This window comes from Marisediminicola senii (genome assembly GCF_011057645.1).
Lineage (GTDB): Bacteria > Actinomycetota > Actinomycetes > Actinomycetales > Microbacteriaceae > Marisediminicola > Marisediminicola senii.
On record NZ_JAALGE010000033.1, the window covers coordinates 1 to 20,183 of the forward strand.

A 20,183-nucleotide genomic window follows, 5' to 3' on the forward strand; every position below is an offset into this window, starting at 1 on the left:
ACCAGGCGAACGAACTAATCGCCCATGTGTTCATTTTTCAAAGGGACGGCGCCACGCGGACATCAACACTACCCCCTTCGTCGGCGGCGTAGGATGTTAATAAGGGACAGCCGCCGGCCGACCCGCCGCTCGAGCTGCTGTACGACGACGACAGGCTGGTCGACACCGACCCGATGCTGCTGGCGAAGATCGCGGCATTGAAGTGCCCCTGCCCGTAATACCAGTACGGATCGGCGTCGAGGCGTTCGTAGTACCGGCCGATCTCCTCGACCCATTCCTTCTCGGCCCCGAACAGCACCGCATACGGCAGCAGGCGTTCGTTGAGCCGCAGCACCTGCGCGGTGTCGTCCGGGTCGATCGGCCCGCCGGCGTCTGTCGCCCCGGTGCCGTCAGTTGCCCCGGCGCCGTTCACCGGCGCGCCACCGTTCACCGGCACGCGCTCCGCCCCCTGCGGCGACTGCAGGTAACGCAACCGGTCGGCTTCGGCGAGGGCGATGTACACCTTGAGGCCGCGCAGGTGGTCCCGCACCTCCACGCCCTTCGGCTCGAGCGGCTGCCGTGCCACCAGGGCGACCGTCGCGACGATGGCCAGGGCACCCACCGTGAGGCTGATGACGGGCACGAACCCGCCGTACGCCTGCACCAGCGACACGATGCTGAACACGATCGCGGCGAGGCCGACCAGCAGCCCCACGACGACGACCAGGGTGATCAGCCCGACCGGCAGCGCCCTGCGGTACCCGTCTGCCGTCGCCCGTTTCGTCACCGCGGCCTGCAGCGCGCTGATCTTCGTCACCGCCTTCGCGTCGGGTTGTGCGAGGTCACGGGTCTCGCCCGCATCCAGTGAATCCCCGAAGATGGCGTGCAGAAAGGCCAGACTGTCCGCGTCCGCGCCCTCGGCGGTGAGGAACTCGAGGTGGTACTCGGGCTTGCTCTTCTTCTTGCGCTCCATGCGGGGCACCTCCACGATGCGCAGGTTGCGGGCGACCGCGAGCGCGAGGATCTGCGCGGTGGTCGCCTTCGTCGTGGTGCCGGAGATGGTGGATGCCAGCAGCACCCCCACCCCCTTCGGCGGCAGGTACTCCGCCACGATGATGCCCCTGCCGGGGGCATCCCGCAGGCGCGTGCGCCGCAGCAGTGCCGCGCCCCCCGCGACGAGCAGGCTCGCCCCCGCCAGCAGCACCGAGACCAGAGGCCACGGGGCAGCGCCGAAGCTGCCGTCGCGCGGCACGAAGGTGCCCTCGTCGAACCCGATCGCGAAGGTCAGGTTCTCGCCCGGCCCGAGGTCGGTCTGCGTGAATTCGTAGCCGTCGGCCGTCGTGAACGACTCGACGGGGTTGCTGTCGCCCTCCGCACCGGAGACCGCGGTCACCTGGTCGGTGAGTGCTCGCTGCAGCTCGGGCTCGAGAACGACCCGCGCCGTCACGACGCCGAACGGCTGCGCCCACCCGGTGCCGTTGACGTCCCAGTAGAACTCGTCGGCGTCGGTGTCGTCGAAGTACCTGGTGACGTTGTGTTGCTCGTAGGTGATGACGTAGGTCTGCTCACCCTCGACGAAGTCGTCGCCGGCGATGGTCACGACCTCGAAGTCGCCGTCGTCTTCGGTCTCGTACTCCCGCGGGTCGCCGTTCTCGTCGGTGACCGAGAGTACCCGCAGGTCGGTCGGGTGCCCGTCGTAGCGGTCGACCAGCTCGCGCCGGATTCCACGGTTCTGCTCCGGCGGGAACACCGCGACCAGCGTCTCCTGCACCTCGAGCACCGACCGGCCGTCGGCGTCGGTCGACAGTTCGTAGACGCCATCGAAGCTCGAGAACTCGAAGTCGTCGAGCTCGTCGGCGGAGGCCACGGCAGCCGGCATGCCGACCGCCGCCCCCACCAGTACGGACAGCATCCCCAGGTACATCGCTCGGCGCTTCACGCCCCCGAGCATAGACACCGGGTCGTCCGCGGCTACTGCACCGCGCTCGAGGCCGCCCAGATATTGATGTCCATGTCGACGGCGTGCTCGTCGATCGCGGCGAGCTCGGCACCGTCGAAATCGAGGTGCTGCACCGCGGCGAGGTTCGCCTCGAGCTGCGCGACCGACGACGCACCGACGAGTGCCGAGGTGACGCTCGAGGTGCGCAGGGTCCACGAGATGGCCATCTGCGCGAGCGACTGCCCGCGGCCCTTCGCGATCTCGGTCAGGGCCCGGATCGAGGTGAGCGCCCTGTCGGAGACCATGGTCTCCTTCATCGACACGCCCCTCGATGCGCGGGCGTCGGCGGGAATGCCGTCGAGATAGCGGTCAGTGAGCAGCCCCTGCCCGAGGGGCGAGAAGGCGATGCATCCAACACCCAGCTCCTCGAGGGTGTCGAGCAGCCCGTCCTCCACCCAGCGGTTGAACATCGAGTAGGAGGGCTGGTGGATGAGCAGCGGGGTGCCGAGGTCGGCGAGGATTTTCGCTGCGGCGATGGTGCGCGACGGCGAGTACGACGAGATGCCGGCGTAGAGGGCGCGGCCAGAGGTGACGGCCGTGTGCAGGGCGCCCATGGTCTCCTCCAGCGGCGTGTCGGGGTCGGCCCGGTGGGAGTAGAAAATGTCGACGTAGTCGAGTCCCATGCGGCCCAGGCTCTGGTCGAGCGACGACAGCAGGTACTTGCGCGACCCCTGCGTGCCATAGGGGCCCGGCCACATCGTGTACCCAGCCTTCGACGAGATGACGAGCTCATCGCGGTGCGCCGAGAAGTCGCGGCGCAGGTGGTCGCCGAAGTTGGTCTCGGCACTGCCGGCGGGCGGACCGTAGTTGTTGGCCAGGTCGAAGTGCGTCACGCCGAGGTCGAAGGCGCGGCGCAGGATGTCGCGCTGGCGCTCGACGGGCACGTTCTGGCCGAAGTTCTGCCACAGCCCGAGCGAGACCGCGGGCAGCTCGAGGCCGCTCCGTCCGGTGCGTCGGTATGGCATGTCGTCGTAGCGGTTCTCGGCAGCGAGGTAGGTCATGCGTCCATGCTGTCACGTGGGTGGGCGGCTTCGCCCGCGGTCGCGGCGTCGAGGGCGTCGAGCTGCCGCAGCGCATCCTTCGCCCGGTCGAGCCGGTCGGCTTCCGGGTCGTCCCACCAGTACGGACCGCGCTCGCCGAGGCCGTGCTTCGCGAGTCCTACGCGGGTGCGGGCCGCGGCGACCGCTTCGGTATCGTCTGCCTTCTTCGCGGTGCGCACGCCCGAGCGCCCGCGCCCGAGGTGCGATGTCAGCGCAGCGAGCACGTCATCGGGAAGCGACGGGTCGGTGCGGCGCCACCGCCGCCCCTTGATGGTCATCCACCGGTCGTCGTCGGGGGTGGTGTCCGATGGATGCGGCGCGCTCTCGCTCATGGGTGAACGCTAGCCCGGGCGGGCTCCGAGACCGCAGACTATGACTCACCTCGTCTGCCGGCACCGGCCGGCGGCATCGATCCGGGGAGCGACTCATGACCAACGGCCTGCGCAGGCTCACGACAGGGACGGCCCTCGCGGGTGCGGCTGTGCTGCTGCTCGCCGGCTGCGCGGCGCAATCCACCGACGCGGTGGGCGGCGCCGAGGCATCCACTACCCCGTCGGCGGCGCCCGATGAAGACACCGCATCGAGTGCCGAGCCGGCAACCGGCGCCGACTGGCCCCGGGTCGACGAGTCGGGTACCGGCCCGACCACGCTCACCATCGACCGCCCGTCGCCCGATGCGTTCTACCTGATGGCGAGCTTCACGTGCACGTCGGGTGAGTCGCACGTCGAGCTGCAGGAGGACCCCCGGGTGTTCATGTCCGGCCCGTGCGGTGGTTCCAGTGGATATCAGATGCCGTTGGACATCGATGCGACCGAACTGAACTTCACCATCGACATCGATCCGGGCGCCGAATTCACATTCACGGGAACGTTCCAGCCGCTGCGCTGAGTCGCGCGCGCGCTTGCTTGTGGGTGAGGACTTGCCAGGGCGGGCCGGGTGACCGTGAGGCGCGGGTGGTGCCGCGGCGCCGAACCGCGACATCCGCTCACCTCATCGCCGAATGCGCGTCGTCACCGCCGAGCGATCGAACCGCAGCGGCGGCAGCGCGTATGTTCCAGCCGACCAGGCCCAGCACCAGCGCGACCAGATGGGGGAAGTAGCCCACTCGTGCGACGCGGAGCGAATGCCAGCGTCGGGGTGACGCTCGCCCCGCTCAGCGAGTCGGATCACCTCGGTGCGGGTGGCAGTCGACAGCGTCGCCCAGGTGACGGAGTCGGTGGACTGCTCAGGCGCACGGCTGGCGCCAGCGTGCGCATCGAGCGCCGGGCCGCTCACTCGCCGAAACCGCGCAGGGAGGAGTCGCGGCTGGCGTCGTAGACGTACGCGAAGCACACCACGCCGCGCTCACCGTCGTCCCACCCCTCGGCGGTAGGAGCGAGCAGTCCGTAGCCGACCACCGAGTCGTAGTAATCGACCCCGATGAAGTCCTCGAACGTGTCCTCGCAGGCGGGGTACGTCTCGTCGTACATGAAGTCCTCACCGGGAAACAGGTCGCCCTCCACTGTCGACACGGCATACACCTCATAGTCGTGTGCCGAGTCGCACGGGAGGGTGCCGGGTGTGGCGACGAGGTCGCTGTCGATGTCGACGGCACCGAAGCACACGCCCTCGCGCAGATCGTCGACGGACGTGACGCCCGTGAAGTCTGCGGCACCCGCGTACTCGCCGTAAAGCGCGGCATCGCCGAAGTCGGCGGCATATGGCTCCTCGAGATAGGCGCCCCCGAGAGCCGCGCTGGCTACCGAGGCGATACTGGCGATTGCCAATGCCATGATGCCGACCAAGAGCGCAAGCGACGCGATCACGATGGCCACGATCGCCAGCGTGTTCGAGCGCTTCTCCCGCCCGACCTCGGCGAACGGGTAGTCACCGCCCGGCCTGCCCGGTTGGCTCCGGATGCCGCCGCCCGGCGCCGCGGCAGACGCGGGCCAGTACCCCTGCGGTCCCGCCGGCGGTGCCGGGAACTGTGCCCCGCCGGGTGACAGCCACGGGTTCGACTGCGTCTGGTCGGAGGGGGTGGACGGGCCGGGCTGCCCTGCAGGGGTCGGCTGGTCCGTGGAACCCGCAGGGGTACCCGCCGTCGGCTCGGTCATGGTCGGTTCGTCAGACGTCGGCACCGGCGCTCCGTTCGGGGTTTGCGGCAGCGCCAATCGTGCCGTACTCGCTGCACGCTACTGCCGGGCCGCGAGCCGCGGCATCCCCCAAACGGGCCGAACTGGCGGGCTATCCCAGGTCGCCGGCGACGATGCGGCGAATGACCTCGACCGGCAGCTTCGGCGACCGGTTCGCATCGGTGAGCCCGTTGGTCTCCTGCAGGGTGTCGGTGAGTTGCGTGTAGCAGAACCCCGAGAGCAGGCGGCTGCGGCGGATGCTGCCGACGATGCCACCGACGCGACGCTCGAAGTCCTCGGTGCTCGATGCCGTGGAGTACCCCCACGAGTCGGCGGGGGCACCGGGCGCGTAGCTCACTCCCCCGAACTCGGTGACCATGACGGCCTGCCCGGCGACCGGTCGCGTCATCAGCTGCAGGCGGCGACCGGCGGGGCCGACGCCGTCGACCATCGCGGTCACGGCGTCGACGTCGCGGTACGACGCGTCGAGCTCGTCGGGGTCGGCCGAGTAGTCGTGGATGGTGAGGATGTCGGACTCGGCATGCTCCCACCCGTCGTTCGAGATCACCGGGCGGGTCGGGTCGAGGGCACGCGTCAGGTGGTAGAGCGACTGGGCGAACGCCAGCTGGGCGGGGTCGTGCGCGATCTGCTGCACGCCCCAGCTCTCGTTGATCGGCACCCAGGTGACGATCGACGGGTGCGAGCGGTCGCGGCGCACGACGTCGATCCACTCGCGGGTAACCCGCGCCACCGCCTCCGTCGAGAACTCGTAGGTGCTGCCCATCTCGCCCCAGATGAGCAGGCCGAGCCGGTCAGCCCAGTAGAGAAAGCGCGGGTCTTCGACCTTCTCGTGGATGCGCGCGGCGTTGAAGCCGAGGTCCTTGATCAGCTGCACCTCGTCGCGCAGTGCCGCCGCCGACGGCGACGCGAGGTGCGATTCGGGCCAATACCCCTGCTCGAGCACCGACCGCACGTAGTAGGGCCGGTCGTTGAGCAGAAAGCGCCCGCCGTCGACCGCGACGCTGCGCAGCCCGAAGTAGGAGAACACCTCGTCGAGCGAGGTGCCGTCGGCGTCGTGCACGCTCACTCGCGCGTCGATGAGGCGCGGGTGCTCCGGCGACCACAGCAGGTCCTCGAACGCCTGCCCGTTCACCTGGTGCGCGATGTCGATCACCATGCGCGAGCGTGGTCCGCCGGTGGCGTACGACTGCCGAGCGAGCAGGCGCCCGTCGATGGTCAGCTCGACTCGCACGTCGACGGCCGACGCCGGGCGGCTGCACAGCTCCACCTCGATCGCGACGCTGCCGCTCGGCACGTCGGGAACCCAGCTCAGCCGGTCGATGTGCTGCGCCGCCACGGCCTCGAGCCACACCGGCTGCCAGATGCCGGTGGTGCGGTGGTACCAGATCACGTGCGGGTCTTCGTGCCAGTCCTGCTTGCCGCGGGGCTGGCCGACGTCGTGCGGGTCGTCCTCTGCGCGCACGACGAGCAGGTGCGGGTCGTCGCCGCCGATCTGGTCGGTCACGTCGAACGAGAACGGGGTCTGCCCGCCCTCGTGGGTGCCGATCAGGCGCCCGTCGATCCAGACCGACGCGCGGTAGTCGACGGCCCCGAAGTGCAGCAGCAGCCGGCCGTCGCCTTCGACGTGCCCGCTCGCGGCGATGTCGGCCGAGGTGATCTCCCGCGAGTACCAGACGACGGGGTGAAACCCCTGCTCGCCGACGCCCGACATCGGCGACTCGGGCGGAAACGGCACCGTGATCGCCCGGCTGAAGTGCGTGGTGTCGGTGAACCAGTCGGCGCCCTGCCCCTGGTCGGCGTCGTCGTGCTCGAACCGCCACTCACCGCCGAGGTCGGCCCAGGCGCGGCGCACCAATTGCGGGCGCGGGTACTCGGCGTCGTGCAGGGGGGCGGCGTGAGGCGTGTCGGACATTGGGCAATCATGCCGCGATTTTGCAGCGCTGTAAAGTGGATGCCGCGGTGCGCGGTTCCCCTCGAACCGGGTGAGCCACGCTCACGATGCGGGCGTGCTGCCGCGCACGGCGAGCGAGTGGCCCACGATCCGGTGTCGCCCGACGCCCTGGTAGCCGTCGATGCGATCCTCGAGCAGCGACAGTGCCTCTGAGGCGATGGCCATCTTGTCCGGGGCGACGGAAGTCAGGGTCGGCGAGGTGTACCGGCCGACGAAGGTGTCGTCCCAGCCGACCACGGCGACGTCGCCGGGAACCGACTTGCCCGCCGCCTGCAGTGCCTTCAGCGCGCCGATCGCGAACTTGTCGTCGCGGCAGACCACGCCATCGAACTCCAGCCCGGCTGCCAGCGCTTCGGTGATCGCGTCGCCTCCCGCCTCGGCCGAGAATTTCCGCGCGGTGAGCACCAGGTCGGGGCTGACGGGAAGCCCCGCCTCGATGAGCGCCTGCTGGTATCCGAGCAGTCGCTGGGTCGTCGAGCCGGTGATGTCGCCGTCGGTCACGGCAAGGAAGGCGATGCGGCGGCGACCGGAATCGAGCAGGTGCTGAGTTCCCTCCAGGGCCGCGGCGACGTTGTCGATCATCACGTGATCCGTCATCACGGGCATCGCGGCCTCGCCGAGCAGCACGAGCGGCGTGCCGGGGGCCAGCTTCGCGATGTCGAGGGTGCCCATCTGCACCGGGTGGAAGATGACGCCGTCGACCAGTCCGGCCTCGCGGTCGCCGATCACGGCGCGCTCCGCGACCGGGTCGCTGAGCGTCTGCTCGATGAGCACCCGGTAGCCGCGGCGGGTGGCCTCTTCGGCGATGTAGCGCGAGAGCTCGGAGAAGTACGGGTGGTCCATCTCGGGCATGGCGAGGGCAATCATGCCGGTGCGGCCGGTGGCCAGGCGCCGGGCGGTGAGGTTGGGACGGTAGCCGAGCTCGTCGATGGCACTCTGCACCTTCTGCCGCAGTGCGGGGGCGACGTGCGGGTAGTCGTGCACGACGTTGGAGACGGTCTTCATCGAGACGCCGGCGAGCTCCGCCACGTCGATCAATCGCACCCGTGCCATTCGTATCCCAATCCTTCGCGCCCATCCTAAGGCGAGACTCCCTCGTGAGTGGGGAGGCGCTTTCCCATGGCGGGGCCCCGCCACGATCGTGATCTGCCCGGTATGGACTTCCGGTTTACAGCGCTGTACATTGTCCGAGTACTCGCTTTGTCGAACGTCCGACGGCAGTGCACACACAGCGCCGCACCCCGCGGAGCACAGCTCTCAATGAGGAGGACGACCATGACCAGGCCACGAATGTCCGTCAGGCGCAGGCTTGCAGCCGCGACGGCGATCGGCACAGCAGTAGTAATCGGGGTGACCGGGTGCTCAGGCGGATCACCCGAAGCCGCCGGTGAGGCATTCACCGGTGAGTACACCGGTGAAGAAGTAGAGCTCTCGTTCTGGAACGGCTTCACCGGTGGTGACGGACCGTTCATGGAATCGATGGTCGAGCAGTTCAACGAGGAGCACGACAACATCACCGTCGTCTCCAACACCATGCAGTGGGCCGACTTCTACCAGCGCCTTCCCGCGGCCGTGACCGCGGGCGAAGGCCCCGACGTCGGTGTCATGCACCTCGACCAGCTGGCCACGAACGCCGCCCGCAGCGTCATCGTGCCCATCGACGACCTGACCGACCAGCTCGAGTTGACCGAAGACGACTTCACCACCGAGGTATGGGACGCCGGTGTCTACGACGGCGCCCGCTACGGCATCCCGCTCGACGTGCACTCCCTTGCGATGTACTACAACACCGAGCACTTCGCCGCGGCCGGCATCACCGAGCCGCCCACCGACGCCGCATCCTTCCAGGAAGCCCTCGAGAAGCTCTCCGCAGCCGGGTACGAGACCCCGTTCTGGATGCCGACCAGATGGCCCAGCCACCTGATGAACCTGTCGCTGCTGTGGCAGAACGGCGGAGAGCCGTTCGGTGACGACGAGGCCTCCTTCGGCTCCGACGCCGGTATCGCAGCCCTCGAATGGCAGCGCGGGATCGTCGACGACGGCTTCAGCCCGAGCGACGTCGCGGTCGACTCGCAGTACGTCGCGTTCAAGAACGGCGAGACGTCGATCACGTGGGACGGCATCTGGCAGGTCAACGACCTGACCGAATCCGGCCTCCCGTACGCCATGGCGCCGGTGCCGACCATCGGTGACGACTCCGCGGTGTGGGCGAACTCGCACAACTTCTTCCTCCCCCGCCAGGCCTCGGCCGACCAGGACAAGACCGACGCCGCCAAGGTGTTCATCGCCTGGATGAGCGAGCAGTCGGCCGAGTGGGCCGGATCCGGAATGATCCCGGCACGCCAGTCGGTGCGCGACGCCGGAGCCCTCGAGGGCCTGCCGCAGGCACCCATCGCCGAGCAGATCGACGACATGCGCTTCCTCCCGCCGATCCCCGGTATCGGAACCGTCGTCACGGAGACCCTCGAGGTCGCCGTCTCCGAGGGCGTGCTCGGTTCGACCCCGCCCGCCGACGTGCTGACCGATGCCGAAGGCACCGCGACGCAGCTCATGGAAGACAACGCAGCCACCTTCGGGGGCTGAGCGACAATGTCGACGAAGGTCAGCGCGGACGCCCTCCCCACCGGGAGGGCGTCCCGCCCCGCGGCCACCCGCGGGGCCCCGGCCAGGCGCCCCGCCCGCGAACAGGCGGCCGCGACGCCCTGGATATTCCTCGCCCCCTACCTGCTGCTGTTCGGTGGGTTCGTCATCCTGCCCGCTGTGCTCGGCGTGTGGATCAGCCTGCACTCCTGGGACTACACCCTCCCCCTCAAGCCCTTCGTCGGCCTCGACAACTACGTCGCACTGTTCGACCCGAACTCCACGGTCTCCGGCCCGTTCTGGGGCTCGATGCGCGCGACCGGCATCTTCACGCTGTTCAGCGTTCCCCTCCTCCTGACCATCCCCCTCGCCGTCGCGCTGCTGATGAGCAAGAAGTTCCCGGGTCGCAACTTCCTCCGGGCCATCTACTTCGCGCCCTACGTGCTCGGCGTCGCCGTCGTCGCCGTGCTGTGGCGCTACCTGCTCGACAACAACATCGGGCTGGTCAACCACTACCTCGGCCTGCTCGGGCTGCCCGACGACACCGCGTGGACCACCTCGACGCCCGCCGCGTGGGTGGCACTCATCGGCGTCACGGTCTGGTGGACCCTCGGCTTCAACGCCGTGATCTACCTCGCCGCCCTGCAGGACATCCCGGTCGAGCTGTACGAGGCCGCGCGGGTCGACGGGGCCAACGGATGGCAGCAGTTCGTACACGTCACCATCCCCGGCCTCAAGCCGATCCTGTCGTTCATCACGATCATCACCCTGCTCGCCTCGGCGAACATGTTCGGCCAGTCCTACCTAATGACCCAGGGCGGTCCGGGTCGCGAGACCCGCACCGCGATCTACCAGATCGCCGACACCGGGCTGCGCAACTTCCAGATGGGAAGCGCCGCCGCGATGAGCTACGTCCTGACCGTGTTCCTCATGCTCGTGAGCGTCGTCGTGTTCTGGATATTCCGCGAGAAGAACGAACCGAAGGCAAAGAAGGTGCGCTCATGACGAACGTTCTCGACCAGAAGGGCCAGAAGGACGAGAAGAACGAGAAAGACGAGAGGGTCGACACCCCGGCCGGTTCCGACGAACCGCGCTCGGGCAGCAGGCGCTCGACGATCCTGCGCATCGTCATCCTCGGGTCCATCGCGCTGGCGTTCGTCAGCCCGATCATCTTCATGCTGGTCACGTCGTTCAAGACCAGGGCAGAGGCCGCCGGCATCCCGCCGACCTGGATCCCCGACCCGTTCTCGCTACAGGCATACGCGACGATCCTCGCCCCCGGCACCAACACCCCGGTGCTGCAGTGGTTCGCGAACAGCATGCTCGCGGCCGCACTCAACGCGAGCCTCGTGGTCGTCACCGCATCGCTCGCCGCATACCCGCTGGCGAGGATGCAGTTCCGCGGCAAGAACATCGTGTTTGCCGTCATCGTGGCGACGCTGCTCGTGCCGCCGGTGATCCTGGTCATTCCGAACTACCTCATCGTCAGCGAGCTGGGGTGGCTGAACTCGCTCGTCGCGATCATCATCCCGACCGCGGCATCCGCATTCGGGGTGTTCTTCATGAGGCAGTTCTTCGTGAGCCTGCCGGTCGAGCTCGAAGAGGCGGCGAGGCTCGACGGCGCCAACCGGTTCGTCATCTTCACCCGGATCGTGCTGCCGCTCGCGAAGCCCGCGCTGGCGACGCTCGCCCTGCTGGCGTTCCTCGGCAACTGGAACGACTTCCTCTGGCCGGTCTACGTGCTCTTCAGCCCTGAGGTGCAGACCCTGCCCGCGGGCCTGTCGACGCTGCAGTCCGCCAACACGGTGCGCTACGACCTGCTGATGGCCGGTGCGGTCGTCGCCAGCCTGCCGGTGCTCGCCCTGTTCGTGTTCCTCCAGCGATTCATCATCGAGGGTGTCTCCCGGTCGGGCGTCAAGGGATGAGGCGCATGGATGCCGCGACCGCCGGCGCGGCGATACTCGTCGCCGCGCTGGCGCTCACCGGCTGCGCCGCCGCCGCACCCAACGCGCCCGCGCCCTCCGCGTCGTCCACCGACGCCGCGGGGGCAGGGGGCCCGTCGCCCGTGCTCGACGCGAACTTCGCCGACCCCGACCTCCTCGAGGTCGGCGGCGTCTACTACGCGTATGCGACGAACGACAACAACCGCAACGTGCAGGTCGCGTCATCCACCGACCTCATCGAATGGGAGACGCTGCCCGACGCCCTGCCCGACCTGCCGAACTGGGTGATCCCCGGCAAGACCTGGGCGCCCGAGGTCACCGAGATCGCCCCTGGGTCGTACGCGATGTACTTCACCGCGACGAACTTCCAGCCGTCGCTGCAGTGCATCGGCGTGGCCACGGCGACCGACCCGGCCGGGCCGTTCGAGGTGCAGGGCGACGAAATGCTCATCTGTCCGCCCGACGAGGGTGGGGCGATCGACGCCGGCACGGCGATGATCGACGGCACCCTGCAACTGCTGTGGAAGAACGACGGCAACTGCTGCTCGCTCGACACCTGGCTGCAGGCGACTCCCCTATCGGCCGACGGGCTCACCGTCGCCGGCGACACGGTCAAGCTCGTCATGCAGACCGAGGCGTGGGAGGGCAACCTCGTCGAGGCGCCGACGCTGGTCGACCGCGGCGAGCAGCTGGTGCTGCTGTACTCGGCGAACAACTACGGCGACGACAGCTATGCCGTCGGTGCCGCAACCGCGCCGAGCCTGGCCGGCCCGTGGACCAAGGAGCCGGAGCCGATCCTCTCGACGGAGAACACCGACGGTCTCTACCGCGGGCCCGGCGGGCAGGATCTCGTCGTCGGACCGGATGGCGCCGACTACCTGGCGTTCCACGGCTGGGATGCCGACTACACCTACCGGGCGATGTACGTCGCACCCGTGGAATGGGACGGCGACATTCCGCGCCTCGCGGCCAGCGAGTAGTTCGACCGTTCGCCCGCTTGCGTGTGCGACGCGGCCGCGGGGATCCACAGGTTCACCGCGACCGCGTTGTTTCGTGCCCGCGTCGCATCGTGCCCGGGTGCGGCCCTGCTCCTTGCCCAGCGCCGTCGCCGCGGGCAAAGATGAGGCATGCAAGAGATCCCCGGAAGGACCGTCCGAGACCTCCCAACCCCGCCGACCCGCGCCGAGGTCATCGCCCGGTTCGGTGCGCCCGTCTTCACGCTCGTGCCGCAGCCGCACCTGCGGGAGCTCGACGGCGCCAGCACGATGGCGGTGAACGACACCCTCCAGGAGGTCAGCCTCTCCTACTCCTACCTCCGCTGGCCCGACGATCCGGCCGACCCTCGCAACCTCGTGCCCGACATCGACGAGATCACCCACTGGATCGACAAGGCCCATCGCGACGATCAACCAGAGTGGTTCATCGCCTCGCTCGAATCGCGTCGGTATCCGACGGTGTGGGAGGCGGTCCGCAGCATCCACCCAGACGTGGGTGTCGCCCAGACCCTCGCCGAGCACCTCGCGCATCACGTGAACCATGTGCTGATCAATTCCGTCGAGGGCAGGCGAGTGGATGCCGCCGGCCGCCCGCCCCGCCTCGACGCCGAGGTGAAGCCCACTCACGCGCAACCCGCCGTCCTCACCGTGGACGGCGTCGAGCTCCCCGCCATCACGATCGACACCGATCCCCACATCGTCGGCTGGGCCGCCCAGGTGGGTGAGGTCTACGTCACGGTCGCCCTCGACCGCGAGCGTCTTCTCACCCTGCGCGTCGCACTCACCGCGCTGCCGTGAGACTTGTGCGCTCCGACGACGCCCCGATCGTGCGGCAAACGCGCCGCTGCTCTTGCTAGCGTTCACCGAGTGTCTTCCACCTCGTCCCCGTCCCGCAGCCAGACGATCACCGTCGTCGGTCATGTCTGCATCGACGAGAATACCGATGTCGCGACGCGCGACGGCCACACCGGTGCGTCAGTCCCGGTGCGACGCACCGCGGGGTCATCGCCCGTCTTCATGAACCGGCACTGGCAACAGCTCGCGAACGTCGACGTCGCGGTAATCGCTCCGTTCGGGGTCGACTTTCTCGAGATCGACAGCACCCTCCCGCTGCTCAACGGCCCGACCGCCGTCGACACCATGCTCTACCGCAACCACATCGACGGCCCGGTGCGCCGACAGGAATGCGTGAACGCCGACCGCGCCGAACCGGTACCGATCGACGCCCGCGCGGCCGCCCGCCTGGGCAGCTCCGACCTGGTGGTCGTGTGCCCGCTGCTCCCGAACTTCGACGCGACCTACATCGAATCGGTGCTCGGCCACACCGCCGCGCTGTCTGTGCTGCTCGCCCAGGGGCACTTCCGAAGGGTGTCCGCAGACGGGAGCGTGGGCACGGGTCCGTTCATCGACGACGAACGGGTCATTCCGCTGTTCGACGTCGTGATCCTGTCCGACGAAGACACCGACGATGCCGTGACGCTAGCCCGCGCCTGGTCGGAGCGGTTCCCCGGAACGACGATCGTCGTGACCCAGAACAGCAACGGCGCGACCTACTTTCAGGCCGGAATCGTCACCCGCATGCCCACTCGTGCGCTCGCGGGCGACCGCATCGGAAACGTGGTGGGCGCAGGCGATGTGTTCGCGGCGGCGCTCGCCGTCGGCTATCTGGTCAGCGGCAGCATCCATACCGCCGTCGCCGGGGCGAACACCGTCGCCGCTGACTTCGTCGAAGCCCAGACCCACATCAGCGGACCGGGTGCTACAGGCGACATCGACCCCTCCGCACTGGCACTCGACGCGGCGACGTCACCCGCGAACTAGTCGCGTGCGGTCATCACGCCCGATGCCCGACTAGCTGGCGTCGCTCGAACCCTCGGCGTCGGCGGCGGCCTTCTCGCGGCGTTGGCGCACCACGACTGTCACGATCGCGGGCACGATGGTCAGCGCGGCGACGATACGCATCCACGGCTTGTTGAACAGGTTGCCGGTGGCGGAGTCGAGGGATGCCGCGCCCGGGCCTGAGATCAGAAAGGTGCTGGCGATCAGGCCGAGCGTTGCGGGCAGCTCGATGCCGCCCTTCTCGTTGAAGAAGCCGTTCGGCGCGTGCTGCGAGGCGGCAACGCCCATGGTTGCGGCCGCGGCGGCGGCACCAACCGGCGTGACGAAGCCGGTGATGAGCGCGAGCCCGCCACCCGCTTCGCCGAGTCCCGCGGCGATGGCAGCTTCGCGGCCTGGCTTGATGCCGACCGACTCGAAGAACTGGCCGGTGCCCTCGGGGCCGTGGCCGCCGAACATGCCGAAGAGCTTCTGGGCGCCGTGGGCGAACAGGATTCCACCGATGGCGACGCGCACGATCGTGTGGGCGGTGGTGAGTGCGGCTGGCGTCGACATGGGTCTCCTTTGCGGTGAACCCTGGTGCCCACCCAGCGATCATGCTCGTTCAGCGAAGCTGGCAGTCACCTGAGTGCGGCGACCCGGGCTCAGCCGATCTGTTCGAAGTCGCTCGTGTCGGGTGCAGGCTCCTTGGTGCGCTTGTGGAAGAACCAGGTCAGAGCCCACAGCACGACACCGATCGCGAGCAGCACCCCGGCGATGCGGTACTGGTCCACCGGTCGCCCCGACGAGAACGGCAACACGAGGTACACGCACACCACGGCGCCGATCCACGGGATCACGGTGGGGGTGCGAAAGTGCTTGTGGTCGACCGAGTCGCGCCGCAGGATCAGCACGCACACGTTGACGACCGCGAACACCGCGAGCAGCAGCAGCGATGTGGTGCCGCCGAGCAGAATCACCAGCGGGTTCGAGGTGTCCATCGACACGTAGGCGGTGAGTCCGAGCGCGATGGCGGTAGTGAACAGGATGGCCGCCCACGGGGTCTGGCGGGTCTTGTGCACCTTCGACAGGAAGGCCGGCAGCACGCCGTGCTTGCTCATGCCGTACAGCAGGCGGCTCGCCATCATCATGTTGATGAGTGCGCTGTTTCCCACGGCGAACAGGGAGATGAACGGGATGACCTGGGAGATCGGAAAGTCGGGGGCCGCGGTCTGCACCACGGTGACCAGCGGCGTCGCGTTGCCGGCGAGTTCGCCGATCGGCACGATCGCAACGGCGCAGATCGAGACGACGACGTAGAGCACGGCGGCGATGCCGAGCCCGGTGAACATCACGGGCGGAAAAATCTTGCTCGGGTTCTTGGTCTCCTCAGCCATGTTGACCGAATCCTCGAAGCCGACCATCGCGAAGAACGCGAGCGAGGTCGCCGTGCTGATCGCGAGGAAGATGCTCTTGCCGTCGGGGGTGTCGAAGGCGACGACGCGGGAGAAGTCCGCCGCTCCCCCGGTGATCGCGAAGACGCTGATCATGATCACGAGCAGCAGGCCGGAGAGCTCGATCAGGGTGAGAACGACGTTGAGGCCGACGCTCTCACCGACGCCCCGAAAGTTGACCGTCATCACGAGAAGCATGAATGCCAGGGCGATGATGAGAATGGTGCCGGGGCCGTCGGGAAGGCCGAAGCCGATCGCGAAATTGCTGGCGAATGCTCCGGATGCCGCAGAAGCCGACGTGATCCCCGACGACATCACGGTAAAGCACACCAGGAACGTGACGAAGTGGATGCCGAACGCCTTGTGCACGTAAAGTGCGGCTCCCGCGGCCTGCGGGTACTTGGTGACGAGCTCCAGGTACGAACAGGCGGTGAGGAATGCGACGCCGAACGCGATGAGGAACGGCAGCCACGCGGCGCCGCCGACCTCGGCCGCGACCTGCCCGGTGAGGGCATAGATGCCCGTACCCAGGATGTCGCCGACCACGAAGAGGAGAAGGAGCTTCGGCCCCATGACCCTCTTCAGTTCGGGCTGGGTAGAAGTCTCTGCAACCGCCATGGCCGCACCCTTCGGTTCGCGGCGTTCACGCTAGCCGAGCTGACCACCCCCGCGCCGATGAGACAGTCTTACCCGCGCCATGCCCCCCGGTCTAGGGCCAATGTTCAGCGGAGTTTCACCCGACTCGCATTGCGGTCGGGTGACACCCCCTACTCATTCTCTCGCTCAGTGCGTCGGCACGGCCTCGCGCACCCACCCGGCAGCCGGGGCGACGTACTTCACGACGGATTCCAGCAGCTGCGCGTTGTAGTCGACGCCCAGCTGATTCGGAATGGTGATCAGCACCGTGTCCGCTTCTCGCACTGCAGCATCCTGGGCCAACTCGGCGCCGATCACGTCGGGTTCGCCGATGTAGCTGCGGCCGAAGCGCGCCAAGCCGCCGTCAAGGTGACCGACCTGGTCCGAGCTCTCGGCCTGGGCGCGCAGGCCGAAGTAGTAGCGGTCCTGGTCGGTCACGATGGGAAGGATGCTGCGGCTCACCGACACCCGGGGGGTACCGGGGTGCCCGGCCTCCGCCCACGCCTCCCGGTAGATCGCGATCTGCTCGGCCTGCAGCTCATCGAATGGCACGCCGGTGTCTTCGGTGAGGAGGGTAGAGCTCATGAGGTTCATGCCCTGCTCGCCCGTCCACTCGGCAGACGCACGCGTGCCGGAGCCCCACCAGATGCGCTCGCTGAGGCCAGGGGCCTGCGGCTGGATCGCGAGCAGTCCACCTTCGGCAGACATGCGCGGGTTGGCTGGGGCGATACCCGCTCCGCCGATGGCCGCGCGAAAGATCTCGGTGTGCCTGCGGGCGACGTCCGCATCGGTCTCGCCCTCGGCGGGCGCGTAGCCGAAGGTCTCGTACCCGCGAATGGAGGTCTCGGGTGAGCCACGGCTCAGGCCGAGCTGCAGTCGGCCGCCGCTGATCAGGTCGGCGGCCGCGGCGTCCTCCGCCATGTACAGCGGGTTCTCGTATCGCATGTCGATCACGCCGGTGCCGAGTTCGATGGTCGAGGTGCGGGCGGCCATCGCGGCGAGTAACGGGAAGGGCGACGCGAGCTGCCGGGCGAAGTGGTGCACGCGCACGTAGGCGCCGTCGACGCCCAGTTCTTCTGCGGCGACGGCGAGTTCGATGGTCTGCAGCAGGGCGTCGGCCCCGGTGCGGACGAGGGAGCCCTGCACCTGCTGGTAATTGCCGAAGTTGAGGAACCCGATGCGCTTCATGCGGATATCAGCGCTCGCTGCGACGCAAGTATTCCCGGGGTGTCGTGGGTGGCAGCATCCACCCCCCGCGGCAGTTCACTGTGGGCGGGTCATTGTCTATCGAGGTCGGCCTGCACCTGTGTCCAGGGAATGGTGGGGCCCTCTTCCGCCATGGCCGCGTCGAATGCCGCGATGTCATCGTCGTTCTCGTCGTCTTCCGTGTCGTCGGGCGGAATCACACCCGCCGCCCGCAGCAGGTCGACCCCGATCGGCCCCGGGTTGTGCGCTACTTCCCAGCGGAACCCGTCGGGGTCGGCGAAGTAGCCGGTGTACCCGCCCCACTCCCGTTCGGTTGCCGGGCTGACCGTCGCTCCCGCACCGCGCGCAGCCTCGAGCACCTCGTCGACGCCTGCGGGGTCGGGCATGTTGTGCGCGAGGGTGATCGGTGGCGCTCCGGCACCGCTCTGCACCGGCCCGACCTCGGCCTCGAACTGCTCCCTCGACCACAGCGACAGCGTGACCGACGGTGCCACCCGAAAGAACAGCACCTCCCCCGGCACCTCGAGCTCGGGTTGCCACCCCAGCCCGTCGACGTAGAACCGGCGGGTGGCCGCCACGTCGGCGACGGCCAGGGTGATGAATGTCACGCGCGCGTCCATGCCGATCACGCTAGCCACGACGACAGACACGGGCCAACCGTGGCAATACCTCAGCTACACCCCATGCCAAGCTGTGCGCATGGGGATACGACGTGGGGCAACGACGATTACGGGCGTCATCGCGGCACTGCTGCTGGTCACGGCATGCGCCAGCACCAGCGACTACGCGGCCCCGCGACTCACCGAGAGACCGAGTGTGGATGCCTCGGCGAGCCCAACTCCCAGTGCGACCCCCACGCCCAGCCCCTCGGAGACCATCCCCCCGACCACGGAACCGCTCGCGAACACCGTGCAGGCGGGCTCCGTCGCCGAGGGCGCGTCGGCGACCATCTCCGGAACCGGCCCCTCGAACGTCGCCTACCAGCGCCAGGGCGAGTTCGCCGTCGTGGTCGGGCTCGACTGCTCCGCGTGCACCGGGACCGCGATCGTGACCGCGCCGGGCCGCATGTCGCCGCTCGGTGAAGTGGCCGCGCCCATGCAGGGTTCGTTCCTCGTCGACGTATTCCAGGGCAACCCGGTCGACCAGATGGTCATCGTGCAGGCGGAGGGCGCCTGGACGGTCACCCTGCAGAGCTGGAACGACCTGCCGTACGTGACCGGGGCGCAGTCCGGCACCGGTCCGCGGGTGATGTTCTTCACCGATGACGTGCCCCGCGTGACGGTCGAGTACACCCCGGCCGATGCCGACGATTCGTTCTCGGGGCGCGTGTTCACCACGTCGGACACCCCGCAGGTGTTCGGCAACACCGAGGCGATCTCCGAGGTCTTCGACGCCGACCTGCCGGGCGTCATGGCCATCCAGACCCGCGGAACCTGGACGGTCACCCCGACGCCCTGATTGCCGCGCTCCGCCCCGGGGGGAACAATGGTGAGAACACCTCCACCTGTCCTTTCTGCGGCGGGATCAGATTGGCAGTCATGACCTCGCGCCTGTTGATGCTCCCGCTGTCGGCCATGCTCGTGCTCGCGTTCGCCGGGTGCACCCCTGGCGGAGACGGTTATACCGACGACGACCGCGAGCCCGCAACGGCTACCGGTGGGGCGCTCGAGCTGGCAGTTTCGGAGATCTGCACCGACCAGTCGGAGCTGGAATGCGTGTCGGTCGGCGGGCAGCGAATCGTGGCTCCGGCCTCCTTCCAGCGTGCGGGGGTAGCCGAGGCGACTGCCGCCCGCGGTGACGGCGCCAGTGCTGTGGAGGTGACGTTCGACAAAAACGGGACCGCAGTATTCGCCGCGCTGACTTCGCAAGCGGCCGGGGCCGGCGACGCGGCGCGCCTCGTGATCGGCGTCGGCGGAGACATCCACAGCGCCGTCTCCGTTCTCGAAGCGCTGGATACCTCCGAGGTGCGGATCGTGCTGGGTCCGGGAGAAGACCCCGACGACCTGGTCGACCTCATTCGCGAGGGCTGAACCGCTTCCTGCGCGAGCGCCGACCCAGCAGGCCACCCAGGTAGGCAGCCGCGAGCACCACGACGCCCTGCACCAGGACGAAGAGCAGGCCGACAGCCCACAGCCCGCTGCCATCCGAGGCGCCCAGCCAAACGGTTCCGATGAGCGAGGGAACGACGAGCGCTGCGGTGAACCACAGCGGCGTTACGGCGCCAGGGTGCCCCACGGACGCCAGCGCAGCCACGAGCGGAAGCACGAGCCAGGTCCACGGATAGAGCGGGGAGTCGAACGGGTCACCGTTCGCGGCGGTGGCAGCGAGCACCAGCTGGGTGCCGACCCCGACTACCACCAGTGCAGCAACCGTCGCGACCAGTTTGCCGCGTGCGGGGGGCGACTTCGGGTGGGTGACCATCCGGTCATTCTGCTGCAACAAAGTCGACGGG

General features: G+C 68.6%; 20 protein-coding genes. 9 read left to right on the top strand and 11 right to left on the bottom strand.

The features are described from left to right. Positions 1 to 37: 37 nt before the first annotated feature. From G5S38_RS10690 to G5S38_RS10700, 3 genes are read right to left on the bottom strand one after another with little or no spacing between them, the layout of a single operon-like run. Complete coding sequence (locus tag G5S38_RS10690; protein ID WP_165068334.1) at positions 38 to 1,918, bottom strand: DUF2207 domain-containing protein; 1,881 nt, start codon at positions 1,916 to 1,918, stop codon at positions 38 to 40. A gap of 32 nt (positions 1,919 to 1,950) precedes the next feature. Further along, positions 1,951 to 2,979, bottom strand: coding sequence for an L-glyceraldehyde 3-phosphate reductase (mgrA, locus tag G5S38_RS10695; RefSeq protein WP_165068336.1), 1,029 nt, complete (start codon positions 2,977 to 2,979; stop codon positions 1,951 to 1,953). Beyond that, positions 2,976 to 3,350 (bottom strand): biopolymer transporter Tol, encoded by a 375-nt coding sequence (locus G5S38_RS10700; protein WP_165068339.1) that lies wholly within the window; start codon positions 3,348 to 3,350, stop codon positions 2,976 to 2,978. The genes mgrA and G5S38_RS10700 overlap by 4 nt, the downstream gene beginning before the upstream one ends. A gap of 95 nt (positions 3,351 to 3,445) precedes the next feature. Between G5S38_RS10700 and G5S38_RS10705 the strand changes: the two genes are divergently transcribed. Continuing rightward, positions 3,446 to 3,907, top strand: a complete 462-nt coding sequence (locus G5S38_RS10705) for a hypothetical protein (RefSeq protein WP_165068342.1) — start codon at positions 3,446 to 3,448, stop codon at positions 3,905 to 3,907. 383 nt (positions 3,908 to 4,290) lie between these two features. Here the strand turns inward: G5S38_RS10705 and G5S38_RS10710 are convergent, their stop codons facing one another. The 3 genes from G5S38_RS10710 to G5S38_RS10720 form a co-directional block, all read right to left on the bottom strand. Beyond that, complete coding sequence (locus tag G5S38_RS10710) at positions 4,291 to 5,112, bottom strand: septum formation family protein (RefSeq protein ID WP_165068344.1); 822 nt, start codon at positions 5,110 to 5,112, stop codon at positions 4,291 to 4,293. A 130-nt stretch (positions 5,113 to 5,242) separates the two neighbouring features. Continuing rightward, entirely contained in the window at positions 5,243 to 7,063 is a 1,821-nt protein-coding gene (locus G5S38_RS10715; protein ID WP_165068347.1) for a glycoside hydrolase family 2 protein, read from the bottom strand. Positions 7,064 to 7,144: 81 nt separating this feature from the next. Next, the gene (locus G5S38_RS10720) at positions 7,145 to 8,155 is read right to left on the bottom strand and encodes a LacI family DNA-binding transcriptional regulator (RefSeq protein ID WP_165068350.1); all 1,011 of its coding nucleotides are present in this window, start codon (positions 8,153 to 8,155) and stop codon (positions 7,145 to 7,147) included. 222 nt (positions 8,156 to 8,377) lie between these two features. On the opposite strand from G5S38_RS10720, the gene G5S38_RS10725 reads away from it, so the two are divergent. The 6 genes from G5S38_RS10725 (at position 8,378) to G5S38_RS10750 (ending at position 14,441) form a co-directional block, all read left to right on the top strand. Continuing rightward, positions 8,378 to 9,685, top strand: coding sequence for an ABC transporter substrate-binding protein (locus tag G5S38_RS10725; protein ID WP_165068352.1), 1,308 nt, complete (start codon positions 8,378 to 8,380; stop codon positions 9,683 to 9,685). A 6-nt stretch (positions 9,686 to 9,691) separates the two neighbouring features. Next, positions 9,692 to 10,687, top strand: a complete 996-nt coding sequence (locus G5S38_RS10730) for a carbohydrate ABC transporter permease (RefSeq protein ID WP_165068355.1) — start codon at positions 9,692 to 9,694, stop codon at positions 10,685 to 10,687. Beyond that, complete coding sequence (locus tag G5S38_RS10735; protein ID WP_165068357.1) at positions 10,684 to 11,607, top strand: carbohydrate ABC transporter permease; 924 nt, start codon at positions 10,684 to 10,686, stop codon at positions 11,605 to 11,607. The genes G5S38_RS10730 and G5S38_RS10735 overlap by 4 nt, the downstream gene beginning before the upstream one ends. 5 nt (positions 11,608 to 11,612) lie before the next feature. Then, entirely contained in the window at positions 11,613 to 12,605 is a 993-nt protein-coding gene (locus tag G5S38_RS10740) for a glycoside hydrolase family 43 protein (RefSeq protein ID WP_235929017.1), read from the top strand. Between the two features lie 147 nt (positions 12,606 to 12,752). Beyond that, positions 12,753 to 13,418, top strand: a complete 666-nt coding sequence (locus G5S38_RS10745) for a hypothetical protein (RefSeq protein ID WP_165068362.1) — start codon at positions 12,753 to 12,755, stop codon at positions 13,416 to 13,418. Positions 13,419 to 13,487: 69 nt separating this feature from the next. Then, the gene (locus G5S38_RS10750) at positions 13,488 to 14,441 is read left to right on the top strand and encodes a carbohydrate kinase family protein (protein ID WP_165068364.1); all 954 of its coding nucleotides are present in this window, start codon (positions 13,488 to 13,490) and stop codon (positions 14,439 to 14,441) included. A 30-nt stretch (positions 14,442 to 14,471) separates the two neighbouring features. Here the strand turns inward: G5S38_RS10750 and G5S38_RS10755 are convergent, their stop codons facing one another. The 4 genes from G5S38_RS10755 to G5S38_RS10770 form a co-directional block, all read right to left on the bottom strand. Beyond that, positions 14,472 to 15,011, bottom strand: a complete 540-nt coding sequence (locus G5S38_RS10755) for a DoxX family protein (RefSeq protein ID WP_165068366.1) — start codon at positions 15,009 to 15,011, stop codon at positions 14,472 to 14,474. Positions 15,012 to 15,100: 89 nt separating this feature from the next. Next, complete coding sequence (locus tag G5S38_RS10760) at positions 15,101 to 16,507, bottom strand: APC family permease (RefSeq protein ID WP_235929018.1); 1,407 nt, start codon at positions 16,505 to 16,507, stop codon at positions 15,101 to 15,103. A 165-nt stretch (positions 16,508 to 16,672) separates the two neighbouring features. Next, positions 16,673 to 17,713 carry an LLM class flavin-dependent oxidoreductase gene (locus G5S38_RS10765; protein ID WP_201276664.1) on the bottom strand — a complete coding sequence of 347 codons (1,041 nt, stop codon included), beginning with the start codon at positions 17,711 to 17,713 and terminating at the stop codon, positions 16,673 to 16,675. Positions 17,714 to 17,802: 89 nt separating this feature from the next. Continuing rightward, entirely contained in the window at positions 17,803 to 18,381 is a 579-nt protein-coding gene (locus G5S38_RS10770; RefSeq protein ID WP_328796704.1) for a VOC family protein, read from the bottom strand. A 49-nt stretch (positions 18,382 to 18,430) separates the two neighbouring features. Here G5S38_RS10770 and G5S38_RS10775 point away from each other — a divergent pair, with 49 nt between their 5' ends. Continuing rightward, positions 18,431 to 19,189, top strand: coding sequence for a hypothetical protein (locus G5S38_RS10775; protein WP_165068368.1), 759 nt, complete (start codon positions 18,431 to 18,433; stop codon positions 19,187 to 19,189). Between the two features lie 80 nt (positions 19,190 to 19,269). Then, the gene (locus G5S38_RS10780) at positions 19,270 to 19,761 is read left to right on the top strand and encodes a type VI secretion system baseplate subunit TssF (RefSeq protein ID WP_165068370.1); all 492 of its coding nucleotides are present in this window, start codon (positions 19,270 to 19,272) and stop codon (positions 19,759 to 19,761) included. On the opposite strand, the gene G5S38_RS10785 is transcribed toward G5S38_RS10780, so the two are convergent. Further along, positions 19,745 to 20,152, bottom strand: coding sequence for a hypothetical protein (locus tag G5S38_RS10785; protein ID WP_165068373.1), 408 nt, complete (start codon positions 20,150 to 20,152; stop codon positions 19,745 to 19,747). The genes G5S38_RS10780 and G5S38_RS10785 overlap by 17 nt on opposite strands. Positions 20,153 to 20,183 lie beyond the last annotated feature (31 nt).

Bases quoted from the DNA above. Each gene is read 5' to 3' on its own strand.
- mgrA (WP_165068336.1), bottom strand. From the start codon at position 2,979: ATGACCTACCTCGCTGCCGAGAACCGCTACGACGACATGCCATACCGA.
- G5S38_RS10700 (WP_165068339.1), bottom strand. From the start codon at position 3,350: ATGAGCGAGAGCGCGCCGCATCCATCGGACACCACCCCCGACGACGAC.
- G5S38_RS10705 (WP_165068342.1), top strand. From the start codon at position 3,446: ATGACCAACGGCCTGCGCAGGCTCACGACAGGGACGGCCCTCGCGGGT.
- G5S38_RS10710 (WP_165068344.1), bottom strand. From the start codon at position 5,112: ATGACCGAGCCGACGGCGGGTACCCCTGCGGGTTCCACGGACCAGCCG.
- G5S38_RS10715 (WP_165068347.1), bottom strand. From the start codon at position 7,063: ATGTCCGACACGCCTCACGCCGCCCCCCTGCACGACGCCGAGTACCCG.
- G5S38_RS10720 (WP_165068350.1), bottom strand. From the start codon at position 8,155: ATGGCACGGGTGCGATTGATCGACGTGGCGGAGCTCGCCGGCGTCTCG.
- G5S38_RS10725 (WP_165068352.1), top strand. From the start codon at position 8,378: ATGACCAGGCCACGAATGTCCGTCAGGCGCAGGCTTGCAGCCGCGACG.
- G5S38_RS10730 (WP_165068355.1), top strand. From the start codon at position 9,692: ATGTCGACGAAGGTCAGCGCGGACGCCCTCCCCACCGGGAGGGCGTCC.
- G5S38_RS10735 (WP_165068357.1), top strand. From the start codon at position 10,684: ATGACGAACGTTCTCGACCAGAAGGGCCAGAAGGACGAGAAGAACGAG.
- G5S38_RS10740 (WP_235929017.1), top strand. From the start codon at position 11,613: ATGGATGCCGCGACCGCCGGCGCGGCGATACTCGTCGCCGCGCTGGCG.
- G5S38_RS10745 (WP_165068362.1), top strand. From the start codon at position 12,753: ATGCAAGAGATCCCCGGAAGGACCGTCCGAGACCTCCCAACCCCGCCG.
- G5S38_RS10755 (WP_165068366.1), bottom strand. From the start codon at position 15,011: ATGTCGACGCCAGCCGCACTCACCACCGCCCACACGATCGTGCGCGTC.
- G5S38_RS10760 (WP_235929018.1), bottom strand. From the start codon at position 16,507: ATGGCGGTTGCAGAGACTTCTACCCAGCCCGAACTGAAGAGGGTCATG.
- G5S38_RS10765 (WP_201276664.1), bottom strand. From the start codon at position 17,713: ATGAAGCGCATCGGGTTCCTCAACTTCGGCAATTACCAGCAGGTGCAG.
- G5S38_RS10775 (WP_165068368.1), top strand. From the start codon at position 18,431: ATGGGGATACGACGTGGGGCAACGACGATTACGGGCGTCATCGCGGCA.
- G5S38_RS10780 (WP_165068370.1), top strand. From the start codon at position 19,270: ATGACCTCGCGCCTGTTGATGCTCCCGCTGTCGGCCATGCTCGTGCTC.
- G5S38_RS10785 (WP_165068373.1), bottom strand. From the start codon at position 20,152: ATGGTCACCCACCCGAAGTCGCCCCCCGCACGCGGCAAACTGGTCGCG.